The 17,676-nt window shown below is 73.0% G+C and carries 13 protein-coding genes; 7 read left to right on the forward strand and 6 right to left on the reverse strand.

The window, feature by feature from the left end; all coding sequences use genetic code 11:
- Nucleotides 1–4 precede the first annotated feature (4 nt).
- From ACF9IK_RS36805 to ACF9IK_RS36815, 3 genes are all read left to right on the forward strand, one after another.
- Nucleotides 5–901 (forward strand): fumarylacetoacetate (FAA) hydrolase, encoded by an 897-nt coding sequence (locus tag ACF9IK_RS36805; protein ID WP_395298399.1) that lies wholly within the window; start codon nucleotides 5–7, stop codon nucleotides 899–901.
- A 326-nt stretch (nucleotides 902–1,227) separates the two neighbouring features.
- Nucleotides 1,228–1,968 (forward strand): SDR family NAD(P)-dependent oxidoreductase, encoded by a 741-nt coding sequence (locus ACF9IK_RS36810; protein WP_395298400.1) that lies wholly within the window; start codon nucleotides 1,228–1,230, stop codon nucleotides 1,966–1,968.
- Between the two features lie 538 nt (nucleotides 1,969–2,506).
- Nucleotides 2,507–3,265, forward strand: coding sequence for a DUF6461 domain-containing protein (locus ACF9IK_RS36815; RefSeq protein WP_395298401.1), 759 nt, complete (start codon nucleotides 2,507–2,509; stop codon nucleotides 3,263–3,265).
- 257 nt (nucleotides 3,266–3,522) lie between these two features.
- Here the strand turns inward: ACF9IK_RS36815 and ACF9IK_RS36820 are convergent, their stop codons facing one another.
- The 3 genes from ACF9IK_RS36820 to ACF9IK_RS36830 all read right to left on the reverse strand — a co-directional run bounded on the left by ACF9IK_RS36820 (nucleotide 3,523) and on the right by ACF9IK_RS36830 (nucleotide 6,733).
- On the reverse strand, nucleotides 3,523–4,800 hold the full coding sequence (locus ACF9IK_RS36820) for an MFS transporter (RefSeq protein WP_395298402.1): 1,278 nt from the start codon (nucleotides 4,798–4,800) through the stop codon (nucleotides 3,523–3,525).
- Between the two features lie 340 nt (nucleotides 4,801–5,140).
- The gene (locus ACF9IK_RS36825; RefSeq protein WP_395298786.1) at nucleotides 5,141–5,905 is read right to left on the reverse strand and encodes an SDR family NAD(P)-dependent oxidoreductase; all 765 of its coding nucleotides are present in this window, start codon (nucleotides 5,903–5,905) and stop codon (nucleotides 5,141–5,143) included.
- Between the two features lie 66 nt (nucleotides 5,906–5,971).
- On the reverse strand, nucleotides 5,972–6,733 hold the full coding sequence (locus ACF9IK_RS36830; RefSeq protein WP_395298403.1) for a maleate cis-trans isomerase family protein: 762 nt from the start codon (nucleotides 6,731–6,733) through the stop codon (nucleotides 5,972–5,974).
- A gap of 830 nt (nucleotides 6,734–7,563) precedes the next feature.
- On the opposite strand from ACF9IK_RS36830, the gene ACF9IK_RS36835 reads away from it, so the two are divergent.
- Nucleotides 7,564–8,451 carry an MFS transporter gene (locus tag ACF9IK_RS36835; RefSeq protein ID WP_395298404.1) on the forward strand — a complete coding sequence of 296 codons (888 nt, stop codon included), beginning with the start codon at nucleotides 7,564–7,566 and terminating at the stop codon, nucleotides 8,449–8,451.
- A gap of 333 nt (nucleotides 8,452–8,784) precedes the next feature.
- Nucleotides 8,785–9,684: an SDR family NAD(P)-dependent oxidoreductase gene (locus ACF9IK_RS36840; RefSeq protein ID WP_395298405.1), complete on the forward strand. Its 900-nt coding sequence runs from the start codon at nucleotides 8,785–8,787 to the stop codon at nucleotides 9,682–9,684.
- Between the two features lie 27 nt (nucleotides 9,685–9,711).
- On the opposite strand, the gene ACF9IK_RS36845 is transcribed toward ACF9IK_RS36840, so the two are convergent.
- Complete coding sequence (locus tag ACF9IK_RS36845; RefSeq protein ID WP_395298406.1) at nucleotides 9,712–10,284, reverse strand: TetR/AcrR family transcriptional regulator; 573 nt, start codon at nucleotides 10,282–10,284, stop codon at nucleotides 9,712–9,714.
- Nucleotides 10,285–10,378: 94 nt separating this feature from the next.
- Here ACF9IK_RS36845 and ACF9IK_RS36850 point away from each other — a divergent pair, with 94 nt between their 5' ends.
- Nucleotides 10,379–10,777 (forward strand): nuclear transport factor 2 family protein, encoded by a 399-nt coding sequence (locus ACF9IK_RS36850; RefSeq protein ID WP_395298407.1) that lies wholly within the window; start codon nucleotides 10,379–10,381, stop codon nucleotides 10,775–10,777.
- 41 nt (nucleotides 10,778–10,818) lie between these two features.
- Here ACF9IK_RS36850 and ACF9IK_RS36855 read toward each other — a convergent pair whose 3' ends face one another.
- Nucleotides 10,819–11,574 (reverse strand): class E sortase, encoded by a 756-nt coding sequence (locus ACF9IK_RS36855; protein WP_395298408.1) that lies wholly within the window; start codon nucleotides 11,572–11,574, stop codon nucleotides 10,819–10,821.
- A gap of 211 nt (nucleotides 11,575–11,785) precedes the next feature.
- Between ACF9IK_RS36855 and ACF9IK_RS36860 the strand changes: the two genes are divergently transcribed.
- Complete coding sequence (locus ACF9IK_RS36860) at nucleotides 11,786–13,072, forward strand: hypothetical protein (RefSeq protein ID WP_395298409.1); 1,287 nt, start codon at nucleotides 11,786–11,788, stop codon at nucleotides 13,070–13,072.
- A 132-nt stretch (nucleotides 13,073–13,204) separates the two neighbouring features.
- Here the strand turns inward: ACF9IK_RS36860 and ACF9IK_RS36865 are convergent, their stop codons facing one another.
- A complete protein-coding gene (locus ACF9IK_RS36865) occupies nucleotides 13,205–17,605 on the reverse strand; it encodes a LamG-like jellyroll fold domain-containing protein (protein ID WP_395298410.1) in 4,401 nt (1,466 codons plus the stop codon).
- Nucleotides 17,606–17,676: the final 71 nt, after the last annotated feature.

The raw sequence follows: 17,676 nt of genomic DNA on the forward strand, positions 1-17,676 counted from the left end.
CCCCATGTCCGTCATCGTCAGCGAATACACCTACCGCGGCCGGCGCTACGTCAGCCTCGGCATCCCCACCCCCGGCGAGCCCCAGACCCTCCACCACGTCGCCGACGGCGCCCTGCGCGCCGCCTTCCTCACCGACGCCGGCCCCCAGGCCGTCACCGCCCTCGTCGACGCCGCCGAGACCCTCACCGTCACCGCCGGCGACCCCGAACTCCAGCCCCTGCCCCCGCTGCTGCCCACCACCGCCGGCGGCCAGGCCCTCGTCAGCGGCTTCCTCGGCACCCACAAGGCCAAGTCCGAAGCCATCGTCGGCTACAACGACCAGCCCCCCGTGCCCAAGTGGTTCTTCAAGGGCCTCGGCTCCTGGCTGCGCATGCCCGGCCAACCCCTGGTCGTCCCCGCCGAGCCCGTCGTCATCATCGAGGAAGCCGAAATGGCCCTCGTCTACGTCAACGACGACCAGGGCGTCCCGCACTACGCCGGCTACACCTTCGGCAACGACCTGTGCGACATCGGCCTGCACCGCATCGACCCCGGCTACACCGCCTCCGGCAAGCTCTGCGACACCGCGTTCTCGCCCCACCTCTTCCTCGGCGAGCCGCCGCGCGCCGCCACCGGCCGCGTCACCATCGAGCGCGACGGACGGCCCGCCTGGGAAGGCAAGTTCGACTGCGGCGCCGACGCCCTGTGGTTCCGCGTCGACGACCTCGTCGACCGCGCCTTCTCCTTCCCCGCCCTGCGCCGCCCCGGCCTGGTCAACTACGTCCTCACCGGCGCCGACCTGTCCAGCTTCCACGACGGCTTCCACCTCACCGACGGCGACCACATCGTCATCGACATCGCCAGCCACGGCGTCGTCCTGTCCAATCCGCTCCAGTTCGGCGGCACCACCTCGTCCCTGTGACCGGGCACGCCCCCGCCAGGTGACCCCCGAACCCGAACCCGGCCCCGGGCACCCGGGGCCCGAAGGCGCGGGCCCGCGGCTGCGGCTGCTCGCCGCGCACCTGCGTACGGCCCTGAACCGCGGCATCGCCGCAGCCGCCCCAGCCACCGCACCGGGCCCCGCACCGGGCCCTCGGCCGAGCGGCCGGCGCCGCACACGGGCCCCTTCGAACCACCCGCCGGCCCTGCCGGCCAGGCCGGTCCGACCCCGGCTTGACCCTCACATTAATGGAAAGGTTTCAGTATCCCGTCATGACGAACAGCAAGCCGTCTCATGGAGGTAGTGCGATGAGTGACCTGACCGGCAAGGTGGCCCTGGTGACCGGCGGCAGCCGCGGCATCGGCGCGGCGATCGCCAAGCGCCTGGCCGAGGCGGGGGCGTCCGTGGCCGTCACCTACGTCAACGCCGAGGAGCAGGCCCGCGAGGTCGCCAAGCAGATCGAGGCGGACGGCGGCACGGCCCTGGTCATCCAGGCCGACCTGACCCGGCCCGCCACCGCGGCCCAGGCCGTGGAGCAGACCGTGCGCGAGCTCGGCGGCATCGACATCCTCGTCAACAACGCCGGCTTCCTCGCCTACGGCCCGCTCAGCGAGGTCACCGCGCAGGACATCGACCGCGTCCTCGCCGTCGACGTCACCTCGATCATCCTGGCCGCCCAGGCCGCCGCCCCCCACCTCGGCCAGGGCGGACGCATCATCAGCGTCGGCTCCTGCTTCAACGGCCGCGTGCCGGGCGGCAACTTCGTCCTCCAGGCCACCGCCAAGGCCGCCCTGGTGGGCCTGACCAACTCCCTGGCCCGCGAGCTCGGCCCGCAGGGCATCAACGTCACCACCGTCGACCCGGGCCCGATCGACACCGACATGAACCCGGCCGACGGCGACACCGCCGACTTCCAGCGCGGCCTCACCGCCCTGGGCAGCTACGGCAAGGCCGAGGACATCGCCAACGCCGTCGCCTTCCTCGCCGGCCCCGGCGGGAACTACATCACCGGCACCGCCCTCGCAGTCGACGGCGGCTACACCACCTGACGGCGATCCGTCACCCTTCCCCGGGGGTGACGGATCGCAGCGAACGAGGCTCCCCGGCAGTCGAAGCGAGGCGTGCGACCTCCACCCGACCCCCGGGGAGCCTCGCCGCACCCCGGCCGGCCGCACAGACCTCGGACAGGCCCCCGCACAGGCCCCTGGGCAGGCCCCTGGGCAGGCCCCCGCACAGGCCCCTGGGCAGGCCCCTGGGCAGGCCCCCGCACAGGCCCCCGGACAGGCCCCCTGGGCAGGCCCCCGGGACAGGCCCCTGGGCAGGCCCCGGTGCCGGCACCACCGGCGGCCCGCAGCCACGCCCGCAACCGCGACCCCCCGATCCCGCCCCTGCCCACCCCCCCCGGGGCACCGAGGGGCCCGCCGCAAACCCTGCCCGCGGCGCGCGCCGACACCGGCCGGGCCGTACCGCCCCCGCCCAACACCCCCGCCCCGACCGTGCACCCCCACCCGGGTGTCGGCGCCGCCCCCTACAGTCGGCACACACACCGCAGGAGTGCTGCGATACGGCACAAGGAGGGAAGACGTCGTGGGCGACGGAATCCGATGGCTGCCCGAGGGCGGCGAAACGGGCTACCTGTCCGGCGTGGCGATGGCCCGCGGTATCGACGCGCAGGAGCTGGCGCTGCGCATGGGCGCACAGCCCGGGGCGGGGACCGAGCCGCTCACCGACGCCGAGGTGCTGCAACTGGACATGACGATCTACCGGCCCGGGAACAGGGGCGACGGAATCGTCCGCATCGGCGAGCACGCCGGGTGGGCGTTCGCCTTCGAGTACGGTGACTCCACCGGGTCCGAGCGCCTGGAGGAGATCTCCCGCGGCGGGGCCGAGGTCGTCCACTACACCCCGGTCAGGGAACATCCGCCCGCCCTCGTCTGCTACGCCCGCGACGGCCGCCACGTCTGCGGCTTCGGCCTCGGCGAGGAGAGCACCCGCTGGGGCGAGGAGCCCGACCTGCTGCTGCCCGACCTCGTCGCCGCCGGCATCCTGGACCCCGAGGGGAACACCTGCCGACGCCCCGACGGCGAGCACTACACGGCGCGCAACCGCCGCACCCTCGCCGTCGTCGAACAGCGCTTCGGACTGGACCTGCCGCAGACCCTGCTCACCCAGGCCCTGCTGCCGGCCTACGCGGTCATGGGCACCCCCGACATGACCACCGAGGACCCCGACTTCGACGCCGCCCACGCCTGGGCCACCGCCAACGGCCACCCGCTGCCCACCGGCCGGCTGCGCCTGCTCCCCGACGCCACCCGGCAGGCGTACCGGCGCGCCACACGCCACTGACCGCACCCGGCACCCGGTCCCGGCACCCGCACCCGGCACCCGGTCCCGGCACCCGGCACCCGCACCCGGCACCCGGCACCCGCACCCGGCATCCGGTCCCGCATCCGGCGCTTCGCCGGGGGACGACACGGCGAAGCCGCGCGGGGCGGCGGCGAGGGCCTCTTCGGCCCTCACCGCCGCCCCGCCCGGGATGCTGTGGCGGCCCCTGCGGGCCGCGCGTGTGACCTGACGTCAGGGCCACGCCGGCCCGGCGTCCGTCAGCCAGCGTCGAGTGCGCGCCGGCCGGGGAAGCCGTGCACCCGCGCCGCGACCACCACGGCCAGGACCGGCACCAGCAGGCCGAACACCGTCCACGGCAGCGGTCCGGCGCCGGAGGAGTTCAGCAGCAGGCCGCCGATGATGCCGCCACCGGCCATCGCCACGTTCCACAGCACCACCAGGATCGCCTGCGCCGCGTCCGCCGCGTCCCCGCCCGCCTGACCGGCGGCCGTCTGCAGCAGCGTCGGCACACCGCCCCAGCCCAGCCCCCACAGCGCGGCCGCCACGTACACCAGCGCGTGGGTGCCCGAGAACGCGCCCAGGACCGCGACCGCGACACCGACCAGCAGCGTGCTCGCGACCGTCAGGCTCCGCAGGTGCCCCTGGATGTAGGTGCCCACCACCCAGATGCTCACCAGACACGCGACACCGAACACCAGCAGCACCGCGTCCGTCCGGTCGCCCATCCCCACGTGGTCGAGGAAGGAGGCGATGTACGCGTAGAGGATGGTGTGCGCCAGCACGAAGACCAGCATCACGAACAGCACCGCCGTCACCCCCGGCACCTTCAGCGTGCTGCGCACGGGGATCTTGCCGCCGCGCTCCTGCCCGGGGTAGTCGGGCACGATGGCCGTGATCCACACCAGCAGCAGCACGGTCAGCACGGTCATCACGAGGAACGCCATCTGCCAGGACGCGACCCGGCCCAGGAACGTACCCGCCGGCACCCCGACCGACAGGGCGAGGGGGATGCCGGCCATCGCGATCGCGATCGCCCGCCCCTCCAGCGCGGGGGCGACCATGCGCCGGGCGTAGCCGGCCAGCAGCGCCCAGGCCAGGCCCGCGGCGACACCGGCGAGGAAGCGGGCGGCCAGGGTGAGCGGGTAGTTCGACGACACGACGGTCACGGTGTTGGCGACCGCGAAGCCGCCCATGGCGGCCAGCAGCAGGCGCTTGCGCGACCAGCCGGCGGTGGCCGCGGACAGCGGGATCGTCGTCAGCACCGTGCCCAGCGCGTAGATGGTCACCGTCTGCCCGGCGGCCGACTCGCTGGTGTGCAGGCTGGAGCTCATCTCGGGCAGCAGCCCGGCGGGCAGCGTCTCGGTGAGGCTGGTGATGAACACGGCGACGGCCAGCGCGAGCAGTGCCGCCATCGGCAGCTTCTGGCCCTCGGCGGGCGAAGCGCCTACGGTGTCAGGCGCACCGGTGGTGCCCGGTGCCTCGGGGACGGGGGGTGCGGGGGTGGCGGTGCCGACGGACGGCTCGGTGCTCCTCATGATGGGATGCTGAAACCTTTCCATTAATGTGAGGGTCAAGTCCGGTGGGCGCGGGGTCGGGACGGGCGGTCCGCGGACCGGGCGAGCGGCCGCAGCGCCGCAAGGGGCCGTGCTCCCCGCCGCATCGCCGGGAGCGAGGTGGCGTTGTCAACTTGACTGGATTCTGGGCTGGTTGAGGGCTTTCCGGGACCGTCGGGCGGTCCGGCCGTCACGGGGCCGCCGCAGCGCTGGAAGCGCCCGGGGGAGAGGGGCGCCCGGGGAGGGGCGCCGCAGTAGGGGCGGGGGCGGAGCAGGGCCGAAACAGGGACGGGGCGGCACAGCGCAGCACAGGGCGGGGGGGTTACAGGCGCAGGGTGTGGATGCCGCCGTCGACGGACAGGACCGTCCCGGTGGTGCCGGTGGCCGAGGCGGCCAGGTAGGCGATGGCCTCGCCGACCTCCTCGGGCCGCGTCAGGCGTCCGATGGGGTGCCGGTCGTCCAGGGCCGCCCGCGCCGCCTGCGGGTCCGGGGCCATCGCCAGCACGCGCGTGATCCACGGCGTGTCGACCGCGCCGGGGGCGACCGCGTTGACCCGGATGCCCTCGCGGGCGTGGTCGGCGGCCATCGCCAGCGTCAGCGAGTAGACGGCGCCCTTGGAGGCGGAGTAGAGGGTGCGCTTGGGCACCCCGGTCCACGCGAAGATCGAGCAGGTGTTGACGATCGCCGCCGCCGGCGACTTGCGCAGATGGGGCAGGGCCGCGCGGGCCAGGCGTACCATGCCGACGACGTTCACGTTCAGCACGCGCAGCCACTCCGCGTCGTCGTTGTCGTCGATACCGCCCTGGGCGGCGATGCCGGCGTTGTTGACGACGACGTCGATGCGCCCGAAGCGCTGGACGACCTGCTCGACCGCGGCGCGCACCGACGCGTCGTCGGACACGTCGCAGGCGATGCCGACGGCCGGGGCGGCGACCTCGTCGGGGTTGAGGTCCAGGGCGGCCACGTGCACGCCCCGGGCGATCAGCGCGGCCGCGGCGGCCGCCCCGATCCCGGACGCGCCGCCGCTGACCACGGCCACCAGGGCGTCGGGCGAATCGGGCGTTGGTGCTTCGCTGTTGGCGGCCACGGTCGGCCCCTCCTTGAAAGGTGCGCTCACAGACGGACGATGAAGAACAGCGGGCGGCGAACAGCCCTAGCGGGCGGCCAGTTCGCGCTCCAGCCGCTGCACCAGCGGGTGCGCCGCGGCGAAGCCGGACAGGCCCGCGGTGCGCCGGGCCCACCATGCCGAGGCGAGGTTGGAGGTGATGAGCGTGCGCGAGGGGTTCGCGCCGGCGAGCTCGGTCGCGGCGCGCAGGGTGTGCATGCCGGTGCCGGTGAACAGCACCGTCGCGTCGTCCGCCACCTCCGCCTCGGCGATCCGCTGCCGGATCGTCTCGGTCGTCACCAGGTACGGGTTGAACCCCACGTCCTGACCGGCCTCGTCCACCGCGGACGGGGTGCAGACGATCCGCTCGACCGTCAGGCCGGCCTTCTCCCAGTAGTCGCGGGACAGTTCGGTCAGCCACGGCGCGTACGGGGAGATCAGCGTCAGGTTCGACGTCCCCAGCGCCTCGCACAGGTCCACGATCGCCCGCGTGGAGGAGGTCACCGGCGAACCGAACCGCTGCGACAGCTCGGCGACGAAGTCGCGGTCCCCGTCCGGGTCCAGCAGGTAGTGCGAGGCGTTGCACGCCACCACCGTCGCGTCCAGCCGCAACTGCCCGAACGTCGCGAGCACCTGCGCCAGCACCTCGTTGTACATCTCCATCGTTTCCCGGTTGAATTCCGCGGTCACCGGGAAACGCGTGGTGTACACATTCATCTCGGGGACGAGATAGCTGTGGTACTCGGGCTCCGCAATAGGGTTCTCCGGGGGCACGACGAGACCGAATCGGGGCAGCGGAAAGATGTCCATGCCAGCACGGTAACAGCCGTCAAAGCCCCCAACTCCCGTGATCTCCCGGTCTTGACGTTCCCCCGCGCCAACCTTGAAAGATCTTTAGATCTTGACGTCCCTTGACATCCCCAAGCGATTCCTTGACATCGGGCGGAAGTTCCCGCCACCGAAATCCGGAGAAGGGCGGGGGAGTGGTCCTTCCGGTGGTCCCGCCGGCCGCTGCGAGGAATGTCGGGGCACATCCCGGGAAATCCGGGCGCGGAAATCGTCCGTGCCGCGGAGGCGCTCTACCCGACGGCGCCTCCTGCCGGGGAAGCGGCGGGCCGAAGCGCCACCTCGACGTTGCCGGCGGTCTGCGGGCCTACGACGTCGTCCCACTCCTGGAGGCCTCGCGTGCGCCGCCCCGCCGGGCAGCACCGCACCCGCACCCGCACCCGCACCCGCGCACCGCACCCGCACCCGCGCACCGCCCGGGTGGTGCAGGGCGGACGCCCAGGGGGCGCAGGACGCTGTGGAGTCGCACGGGCCCGGGGCGCTCGGCCGCGGAACCGGCCTGACACGCCATCGGCCGGATCCGGGCGCGGCCCGGCTGCGCCGCCGAGCACCCCCGGCCGTGCGTCACCGCACCCCGTCATAAGCCTGGGTTCTCGGATCCTGCGGATGTCGGCGTTGATGATCACCCCGGACGGCTGAAGGATCGTCAGCGGGCCGGAAACGGGCCTGCGTCGGCCGTGGCCGGAGCGCCCGCCCGCAGCGCCACCATCCCGTGGCCGCACCCCGGCCGCCGTCCACCCCGGCGCCGCACCCGCGGCGGCCCGAGCCCCGCAGACCGGAGCCCACCCGCGACCATGACCGGCACCCCGGCAGTGCCCGCCACCTCCACCGCCGACGCTCCGCTGCCGCTCAGGCGCCGGCTCGCCGTCGTCGCGATGGCGGTCGGGACGTTCGCCCTGGTGACCGTCGAATCGCTGCCCGTCGGGCTGCTGCCCTTCGTCGGCGGGGACCTCCACGTTTTTGAGGGGACCGCCGCTTTGATGGTGACCGTCCCCGGCCTGGTCGCCGTCGTCACCGCGCCCCTGCTGCCGGTGGTGATGGGACGCCTGGACCGCCGGATCGCCCTGGTCGCCCTGGTCGCGCTGATGGTGCTCGCCAACGCGCTCTGCGCGCCGGCCCCCGACTTCACCGTCCTGCTGGGTTCGCGCTTCCTCGTCGGCATCAGCATCGGCGGCTTCTGGGCCCTCGCCGCGGGCGTGGCCGTGCGGCCGGTGCCCGAGCGCCTCGTCCCGCGCGCCGTCTCGGTCGTCTTCGGCGGTGCGACCGCCGCCAACGTCCTCGGCGTGCCGGCCGGCACGCTGATCGGCGGCCTCGCCGACTGGCGCACGGCCTTCGCCGCCGCCGGCGCGCTGGGCCTGCTCGTACTCGCCGCCCTGCTCCTGCTGCTGCCCACCCTGCCCGCCCGGCAGGCCGTCCGGCTGCGCGCGCTGGCGCAGCAGTTCGGCCACCCCCCCCGGTGGTGCGCGCCGGTGTCCTCGCCACGTTCCTCCCGGTGGGCGGTCACTTCGCCGCGTTCACCTGCGTCAGCCCCGTCCTCCAGGACGTCAGCGGGATCGGCGAGGGCGCGATCGGCCCGCTCCTGCTCGGCTTCGGCGCGGCCGGCATCCTCGGCAACTTCCTCGCCGGCGCGGCCGCGGAACGCAACGTCCGCGCCACCGTCCCCACCGTCGGCGCCGTGCTGACCGCGGTCCTCGCCGTCTTCCCCTCGCCGGCCGCACCCCCGCCGGCGGGACCCTGCTGCTGTGCCGGGGACTGGCCTTCGGCGGCGTACCGGTCGGCGTCCAGACCTGGATCCTCAAGGCCGTCCCCGGCTCCGCCGAGGCGGCCACCGCCCTGAACACCTCCGTCTACACCCTCGCCATCGCCCTCGGCGCGCTCGTCGGCGCGATCGTCGCCACCCACCTCACCCTCGACGGCGTCCTCACCGTCCTGGCCGTCCGGAACGCCCGCCGCAGCCGACCGGCCGCCGGCCCGCCCACGAACCCGTCCCTCCCCCCGAACAGGAGCACCGCACCATGAACACCCCGGCCGACACCACCAGCCGCGTCTGGCTCGTCACCGGCGCCAGCCGCGGCCTGGGCCGCGCCTTCACCGAGGCCGCCCTGGCCGCCGGCGACCGCGTCGCCGCCGCCGCACGCACCCGGGCCCCGCTGGAGGAGCTCGCCACCGCCCACCCCGGACGGGTCCTGCCCCTGCAGGTGGACGTCACCGACCGCGACGCTGCCTTCGCCGCCGTGCGCAGGGCCACCGACCACTTCGGACGACTCGACGTCGTCGTCAACAACGCCGGGACGCTCTCCATGGGCATGGTCGAGGAGTTCACCGAGGCCGAGGCCCGCGCCCAACTCGACGTCAACTTCTTCGGCGCGCTCTGGGTCAGCCAGGCCGTCCTGCCCGTCCTGCGCGACCAGGGCCACGGCCACCTCGTCCAGGTCTCCAGCATCGCCGCCCTCGGCGGCTTCCCCAGCACCGGCCTCTACAGCGCCAGCAAGTTCGCCCTGGAAGGCCTCAGCGAAGCACTCGCCAGGGAAGCGGCCGGCTTCGGCGTCAAGGTCAGCATGATCCAGCCCGGCGGCTACTGGACCGACCTCTACACCGCCATGCGCACCACCGCCCCCCTCGACGCCTACACCCCGCTGCGGGAGGAACTCGCCAAACAGTTCGCCGACGGCTCGGTCGACAGCGACCCCAAGCTCGCCGCAGCCGCCCTGCTCACGCTCGTCGACAGCGACGAACCGCCGCTGCGCCTGCTGCTGGGCAGCATGGTCTACGACCTCGCGTTCGACATCGCCCGCACCCGCATGGACACCTGGGCGCAGTGGGAGGCCGTCAGCCGCGCCGCGGAACACGCCGTCCCCGCCCCGGCCGAGGCGGCCGGCGAGGCGGTGACCCGACCGCAGCAGGGCAGCCGGTGACCCGACCGCCCCCGAGACCGGGCCCGGCTATTCGGCGAGGACCAGCTCCGCGAGCCGGCGGGCGGCCGGCGCCGGATCCGTGGCCGGACGGGTCGCCCCGGCCGCCAGGGCGCCGTCGATGAGCAGCAGGAGCTGATCGGCGGCGGCCGCGGGCCGCGGATGCCCGAGCGCGGCCAGCTCGTGCTCCAACAGCCCGGTCACCCGCACCCGGTACTCGCGGGTCACGGCGTGCCCGGGATGCTCGGGATCGGTGAGGGCGAGGTCGGCCGCCAGGTAGCGGCAGCCGCGGAAGTCCTCCCGCGCGATGACCTCGCCGATCCCGTCGAACACGGCCAGCAGCCGCGCCCGCGGGTCCTCGCCGGCCGCCGCCATGGTCCGCACGTAGGCGGCCTCGTCCGCCTCGGCACTGCGCCGCAGGACCTCGGCGATCAGCCCGTCCTTGCCGCCGAAGTGCTCGTAGAGCGAGCGCCGGGCCACGTTGGCGCCCTTCAGCAGGGCGTCGACCCCCACGCCGACGCCCTGGCTGTAGGTGAGCTGCTGGGCGGCCTCCAGGAGGCGCTCGCGGGGCCCCGGCGCGTGGCGTGTGCGTGTGGTGGTCATGGCGGACAGCCTGCCACCGGTTGACGAGTAGATCAACCGGTCTATATGGTTCACGGCAGATAGACCAACCGTTCTACTTCTGAGGGGTTCCGGCATGTCGTTCCGCACCACGGCCGAGGTCATCGACCGCTTCAACCGCGCCTTCACCGAGCACGACGCCTCCCTGCTCACCGACCTGATCGCCGACGACTGCGTGATGGAGGCCAACCAGCCCGCCCCCGACGGCGCCCGCTACGAAGGCCGCACCGCCTGCCTGGAGTTCTGGCAGGCCCTCGCCGACGACCGCACCACCCGCTTCGAGCCGGAGAACGTCCTCATCTCCGGCGAACACGCCACCGTCCGCTGGCGCTACCGCTTCGGCGACGGCCCCACCGACTCCGTCCGCGGCGTCAACCTCACCACCGTCCGCAACGGATTGATCGTCGAATCCCTCGGCTACAGCAAGACCACCGGCGACGTCCCCCTCGCCGCCGACGGCCTCGACGCGGCCTGAACCCACAGCCGCAGCTGCGCCCCGGGCCTCGGCCCCGGGGCTCAGGCCGCGGGGCGGGTGGCGCGCAGGACGCCGACCTTGTCGATGCGGTGCTCCGGGTTGCCGTTCGCGTCACGCCAGCGGTTGCCCGCGGCGTTGTCCTCGGGAGTGGCGCACGTCGAGATGGTGATCATCGCCTGGACGGCGCTCTCGCCCGGCCGACCCGGGACGGCGGCGCGCTGCTCGGCCAGCGACCCGGGGGAGCGGAACGACGTGCTCCTGGTCCCCGTGATCACGTACTCGTACTCGGTGCCGCCCGCCGTCACCAGCACGACGTCGCCCTCGTGCACGGAGGGCAGGTCCCGCAGCGGGCCGCCGGCCGACAGGCGGTGGGCGGTGACCAGGTAGTTGCCCACCTCGCCCGGCCCGACGCCGCCCTGCTCGCCGTAGGGGCTCGCGGCCACACCACGGTTCTGGATCCGGGTGCCGGGACCGTCGTCGGTGGTGCCCCGGTAGGGGACCACCGACAGCCCGGCCAGGCGGATCGACGGGATGGCCAGCGTGGCGGCCTCGGTCCGCGCGGCCGCGCTGTCGGGGGCCGACGGCGAGGCGGGAGAAGGGACGGTCGCGGTGGCGGCCGGAGCCGAAGCGGACGGGCCCACCGAGGCCGACGCCGACGACACCGCCGCCGGGGCCGACACCGCCGCCGGCCGACCGGCCGCCGCACCGCCGCCGTCCGCACAGCCCGCGAGCAGGCCCGCCCCGGCGAGCACGGAGGCGAGGACGAACGCACTGGGAATGGCGGGCACGACGGGCATGGTGTTCCTGCAGACGAGAGACGACGGACGGAAGGGACGGCGGGCCGCCCATGGTGCCTCGCCGACAGTGCCAGGCGGCGACCCGGACGGCCCCGAGCGGCCAAACGTTCGCTTCTCGTTATCTTCCCCACCCCCACCCGCCCCGCGCAGCCCGAGCAGGTAGCACGGCCCCGGCCCACGCCCGTCGGCGACGGCGGAGAAGATGTCGATCATGACACTGCTGCCGATCACCGCCCCCGCGTCCCTGCCGGACCTCCACCACCTCGACCCCGAAGCCGATGACTGGGCACTCACCACCCACCACGCGGTGGCCACAGCAGCCGGCGACACCTACGTCCTGGCCGCCCTGCGCCGCTACCGCGGACACGCGGGCCACCAGATGATCACCCGCTACGCCCCCGACGGGACGCCCACCGCCACCGCCGTCTTCGGCCAGGCCCCACCGGGCGCCATCCCGACCGCCATCCCGGAGGGCGACGGGCCGACCCTCGCCGTCCTGCCCGACGGTACGCTCGCCCTCAGCTCCAAACCCGGCAGCACCCACCTCCTCACCCCCGACCTGGACCACGTCTTGGTCTCCTGGCCGATGCCCTGGGGCCGGGACAAACAGCACGACCCCGGCCACGACCCGTTCGCCGCCTCCATCGCCGTCACCCCCGCCGGCCGGCTGCTCTGCATGACCTCCGAGTACAAGCTCAGCCACTGGGCCGGCGCCCACCCCAACATCGTCGCCCTCTCCGAACCCGCCACCACCCTCACCCCGGGCCGCAAACCCGAGCTGCGCGCCATCGCCACCCTCGACGCACGCGCCGACCGCCAGAGCGACACCGACGCCCACCCCCACGTGCGCCACGGCGACGCCCCGGTGCTGCGCGCCAACCGGCCCACACCTTCACTGACCGAGGCCCTGTCCGAACTCACCGGCACCAGCGGCAGCCTCTACGGCTACGAAGACTCCACGATGACCCGCCCCGCCGCGCTCGGCGACGACCTGTTCGTCGTCCCCGTCTTCGGCAAGATCTACCGCTCCAGCAACCGCGGACAGCAGTTCAGCTTCGCCCTCCTCGACGACCACGGCACGCTGCGCGGCCGCCTCGGCGGCCTGCACCTGCGCGAGGACAGCCCGTTCACCCGCTTCGACTTCACCGTCGTCGCCGACCCCCACCGCGCCCGCGCCTTCCACCTCAACCGCTACGGCCTCTACGCCTGGAGCGCCGACGGCGAACTGCGCGCCCGGATGCCCACCGCCGACAAGCCGTTCAAGCCCCTCGTCCACTTCACCCTGCTGGAGTGCACCCCCGCCGGCGAACTCCTCCTCGCCCACCGCAAGCAACACCTGCTGCTGCGCATCCCGGTCCCCCAGGACCTCGACGGCCTCGCCCCGGAGGTCGAGGCCGCCCTGAAGTCCTACGGACGCGAGCGCACCGCACTGAAGAAGCAGTACACGCCCGTCAACTGGCTCTGGACGGACAACACCGCACCCATGCACCATCTCTGACAGTCACTCAACTCCGGCCTCTCTCCTCCGCCGAAACGCCGCGACCTCCCACCGGACCACAAGTCCAGGGGAGGCCACGGCATTCCAGTTGTACGGCGGCTCGGCCGCGAACCGCGCCGAGCCGCCGCCGGTTCAGCTCACCTGCGCACGCACCAGCCACCGCTGGTTCGCATTGCCGGTGCAGGCCCACACCCCGAGCGCGGTGCCGTTGGCGTCCGCCCAACCGGGCAGCTCCAGGCACTTGTCGGAGACCGGGTTGTAGAGCGTCCCGTCGAAACGGCGCACCCAGGTCTGGGCGTCGTCGTTGGCACAGGACTGGAAGGACACCTTGGTGCCGTTGCCCGCCGGCTTGTCGTTGGTGGCGACACAGCGGTCCGCGCCCGCGATCTTGATCTTGTTGTTGGTGGTCAGGGTGAAGTGCTGCGCCTCGCCGTTCCAGCAGTTGAACAGCGCCACCGACGTGCCGACGGTGCCGCCGAAGTTGTCGAGGCACTTGTTGGTGTTGAAGACGCTGCGGATCTGGACGCTGGACCCGGCCGTGGCCAGGGTGTTGGCCTGCTGGTCGGTGAACGCGTACGGGTAGACCCGCACGTCGCCGATCGCGCCGTTCAGCCGGGCGTCGGGCCCGGGGTAGCGGGTGGTGGTCTCGCCGCCGATGTTCAGGCTGCCGGTCGCCTTCCAGCTGGAGGGAACCTTCGCCGAGCCGGCCGCCCGCCCGTTGACGTACAGCGTCGCAGCCTGGGTGTCCTGGCTGTAGGTGCCCACGAGGTGGGTCCAGGCGCCGACCTGCGGCTGCTCGCCGTCCACGGCCGTGTAGTAGGCGGCGGGGCGCAGCTGGTCGGAGGAGGCCAGGTTGAACACCCACCTGCCGTACGCCGGGGAGTACTGCAGGTAGAACGGGCTGCGCTCGTTGCCGGCCTGGGAGAGGACGGTCTGGTAGCCGCCGGTGTTGTTGAGCTTGACCCAGGCGGCGACGGTGAAGCTCTGACTGGCGTCGATGCCGGGCTGGTTGGTGGTGCGGTAGAGGGTGTTGCCGTCCAGGGCGGTGGCCTTGCCGGCCGCGCCGTTGTGGTCGGTGGTGCGGGTGAAGGTGTTCGGGTAGAGCGCGTTGGAGGCGTTGCTGTCGACGGCGGTGGCGCCGTCCAGGGCGTACCAGAGCGGGTTCACCGAGGTGTCGGCGGCGGGCGCGGGCCCGGCCTGCCAGGTGAAGGAGGCATTGGCGGTGCCGGGGTCGGTGGCCTCGCCCCACCAGATGTCGATCTGACCGTTGCCGCGCTTGCCCCACAGACCGGGGGAGCCCTTGCCGGTGATGTCCCCGTCGGAGCCGAGGACCGGCCAGGTGTCGGGGGAGACGGAGCCGATGACGGAGGCGCCGGAGATCCCGGTCAGGGTGGGGACGGTGACGACGTTTCCGCTAGCGTCCTTCACGGGCCTTCCGTTGCTGTCCGTGGCCGTCACGGTGCCGGTGGTGAAGGCGCGGGCAAGCAGTGCCCCCTTGCCGCCATCCGCGGCCGCCTCCAGGTTGCGGGTCCACAGGCCGGGGTGGCCCTGCTTGGCCCAGTCGCCAGGGGAGATGAGCTCCTTGTCCTTCCATCCGGCGGCGGCCAGGCGGACGGGCTTGCCCAGGGTGTTGTTCGAGACAGTCGGGTAGTACCAAAGGGCGGCGTCGGTGCCGTTGTTGATGCTCTCGACCGTGAGCAGGCCGCTCTGGTTCTTGAACTTCAACCGGTAGTCGAGGTCCGTGCTGACCGGGTCACCGAGGGCGGCCACGCGCAAGGTGGTGGACCAGTCGGCGGCGTTGTAACCGGCTGCGGTCCGCCAGGAGCAGTCCTCGGTGGCCGTCGGAACGCATTTCGGCTTCTGCAGGAGGGTCTTGGAGTCGACACGGCCGTAGTAACCGGTGTTGCCGGGGTTGCCGTAAATCCAGAGGTCCTTGTCCCCCGGGGCGTGGGCGACGATGTCGTCGATGTTGTTGCCACCGGTGAACGTGCCGCGGTGGGCGAACTGGATGTTGCCCCAACCCTGGCCGGTCGGCGAGTCCTCGCGCTTGGCCACGAGGGAGACGGCCGGGCCCTTGGCGAGCGGGTTACCGGCCACGGCATAGGCGCGCAGATCACCTGCCTGGTCGGGAGTCACGATGTCCGGCGCCCCGTCACCCGTGACGTCGCCGAACACCGGCGGCGGGCCGTCCGGATTCCACGGCACGTAGAACGCGTACTGCGCGACCGGCGAGACGTTGCGGGCGTTGTCCATCACCTGCAGGTACACGATGTTGGTGCCCCACCGGCCCGGCAGGACGCTCACACCCCCTTGGGGAAGGGACGAGCCGCACTGCCACTGGGCGCCCGAGAGCTGGGGATCCCAGGACCAGCGCGCACACATCACACCTGAGGGCGTACCGCCGCTCGGCGCGGTGTCGACCGCGGTGAACGGGACGGTGCCCCACTCCCCGACCTTCTTCCTGGTCACCTGCCCGTTGCCCGAGGGCGGGAAGCGGTCGGCGAGTTCGGCTTCGGGAAGCGTCGTGTAGACGTCCGGGACCGAGAGGCTCGGCGGGGTGAGGTCCACCCCGAACCGGCACGCCGGCGCGTACCCGGAGGACGTGTAGCCGTCCGTGGCCACGGACCCCCAGCCGTAGACGTGGCCGTCCTTGATCACGTCGGAGCGCACCTGGAAGGCGGCGTTGCCGCCGTTGCCCACCAGACCGGACTGCCCGGAATCGACGACGGGCGCACCCGGCAGGCTGTAGTCCCAGATCTTCGACCACGAGTACAGGGAGTTCTGCACGGGGCTGCGCACGGTGGCGTTCAGAGAGACCGCGCCGTTGAAGTTGCTGCCCGCGCTCATCCAGCCGACCGAGGATCCGTCGCAGCCCTGGTTCTCGGCCCAGGGTGACGCCGTGGCCGGCGGCGGCCACACGTAGGTGTTGGTCGGAGTCTCCGGGGCACGGTCGTACTCAACGACGACCACCGGCCTGTAGTCGAGCCGCTTGAAGGCCATCCGGTTGGACTCGTCGGGGGCGAACAGGCCGAAGGTCAGGTTCTCGTGCGTTGCCGCCCGCTCCTGGTAGATCGACGTGACGTCGTACTTGAACTCGACGTTGTCGTAGCAGCCGGTGGCGCCGGAGCCGGCGACATCGGCGCGGCCGAGCCGGTTGCCCACTGTGACGGGCGAGTTGTTCCAGGTGGTCCGGTCGTCGATCGGCCCGGTGAGGTAGAGGTCGACCGGGTAGGTGGTGGTGCAGGAGAAGTCCGAGGACTCGTACTCCCAGACCGACATGGTGGCCTTGTTGATGACCGCGCCGGCGAATCCGCGGGTGTCGATCTGGAAGTAGGACCGCTCGATGCCCTTGACGGTCTGGAAGCCCTGGTAGCCGACACCGGGGTGGGCGTACTGGTCGTTGGTGTTGGTGGTCGTCTGCCCGTAGCGCGGCGTGTTCGGGTAGGCCTGCTGGGTCCAGGTCCAGGCGTTGCCGCTGCGGGAGTCGTAGATCCAGCCCGGGTCGATGAACCACGGTCCCTGGCCCTTGCCGAGCACCGAGCCGTCGGTGGTCAGCTCGATGGCGTTGCCGGTGGCCCTGGTCGGCATGGCCGCGACCCGTGCACCGATGCCGGGCCCGTCCGCGCTGCTGGCCTTGTCGGATTTGGCGGGCACGCCGGTCTGCGGCTGGCCTCCGGCATCGGTCGATGCGGCCTGCGCGGCCGCGACCGACTTGCCGACGGGTGCCGCGGAGGCTGTCGGCGTGGCGGCGGTGCCGGAGCTGTCCCACATGCGAGGGACGGGGGCGTGCCAGCGGACGGTGCCGTCCTTGCCGGTGGCGGTGAGGTTGCCGGTGCCGTCGGCCTGGACGGTGACCCCCTGGCCGCTGGTGCCGAAGCGGACCGTCTTGAGCTGGGGGTTCTGGGCGGCTTCCGCGGTCTTGACGATCAGGACGGTGCTGAGGCCGCCGAACTTGTCGGCGGTGACCTTCAGGTCGATGCCGGGGGCGACCTCGGGGTAGACCAGGCCGTCGCCGTCCTCGTCGATGGTCGGCTCGGTGAGTGGGAACGGCGAGTCGATCGAAAGAGTCTCGCCGCCGGGGCTGGTCAGCGTGCCGAGCGGGCCGCTGCCGCCACCGGACAGGCGGACACCGGAACCGGCCGCCTTGGGGTGGTAGCCGCCGGTCGGGTCGGCGACGAGCCTGGCGTCGAGGGCGGCCCAGGTGCCGTCCTGCTGCTTGATCCGCTGTTGCTCGGGGTGCTGGGCGCGGGAGAGATGGCCCTCGGGGGTGGCCACCGTCTCGCTGTACTCGTCCGTCAGCTCCGGCACGGACACGGGCTTTCCGGTGGCCTTGGCCTGGGCGATCGCCCGGTCGGCGGCCGAGGCGGGAGGCCTGTCCTTGGTGTGCTTGGCGTCGGCGGCGGCCATGGCGGCCGCCAGGTCCGGGGGAAGTGCCCCGGGCGAGGCGGCGGGCGCGGCGAATGCCGGGCCGCCGAACGCGACGGGCGCCACGGAGGTCAGGGCCAGGACGAGCCCGACGGCCGCGGCGGACACACGCGGTGACGGGATGTGCGGACGAAGACGCGCGCCGGAGCGAGCCCCGGGCGGAGCGGCAGGCATGTGGA

The sequence above is a fragment of the Kitasatospora hibisci genome, assembly GCF_043950205.1.
GTDB classification, from domain to species: domain Bacteria; phylum Actinomycetota; class Actinomycetes; order Streptomycetales; family Streptomycetaceae; genus Kitasatospora; species Kitasatospora hibisci.

Bases quoted from the DNA above. Each gene is read 5' to 3' on its own strand.
- ACF9IK_RS36810 (WP_395298400.1), top strand. From the start codon at position 1,228: ATGAGTGACCTGACCGGCAAGGTGGCCCTGGTGACCGGCGGCAGCCGC.
- ACF9IK_RS36850 (WP_395298407.1), top strand. From the start codon at position 10,379: ATGTCGTTCCGCACCACGGCCGAGGTCATCGACCGCTTCAACCGCGCC.
- ACF9IK_RS36855 (WP_395298408.1), bottom strand. From the start codon at position 11,574: ATGCCCGTCGTGCCCGCCATTCCCAGTGCGTTCGTCCTCGCCTCCGTG.
- ACF9IK_RS36830 (WP_395298403.1), bottom strand. From the start codon at position 6,733: ATGGACATCTTTCCGCTGCCCCGATTCGGTCTCGTCGTGCCCCCGGAG.
- ACF9IK_RS36805 (WP_395298399.1), top strand. From the start codon at position 5: ATGTCCGTCATCGTCAGCGAATACACCTACCGCGGCCGGCGCTACGTC.
- ACF9IK_RS36860 (WP_395298409.1), top strand. From the start codon at position 11,786: ATGACACTGCTGCCGATCACCGCCCCCGCGTCCCTGCCGGACCTCCAC.
- ACF9IK_RS36820 (WP_395298402.1), bottom strand. From the start codon at position 4,800: ATGAGGAGCACCGAGCCGTCCGTCGGCACCGCCACCCCCGCACCCCCC.
- ACF9IK_RS36845 (WP_395298406.1), bottom strand. From the start codon at position 10,284: ATGACCACCACACGCACACGCCACGCGCCGGGGCCCCGCGAGCGCCTC.
- ACF9IK_RS36835 (WP_395298404.1), top strand. From the start codon at position 7,564: ATGACCGGCACCCCGGCAGTGCCCGCCACCTCCACCGCCGACGCTCCG.
- ACF9IK_RS36840 (WP_395298405.1), top strand. From the start codon at position 8,785: ATGAACACCCCGGCCGACACCACCAGCCGCGTCTGGCTCGTCACCGGC.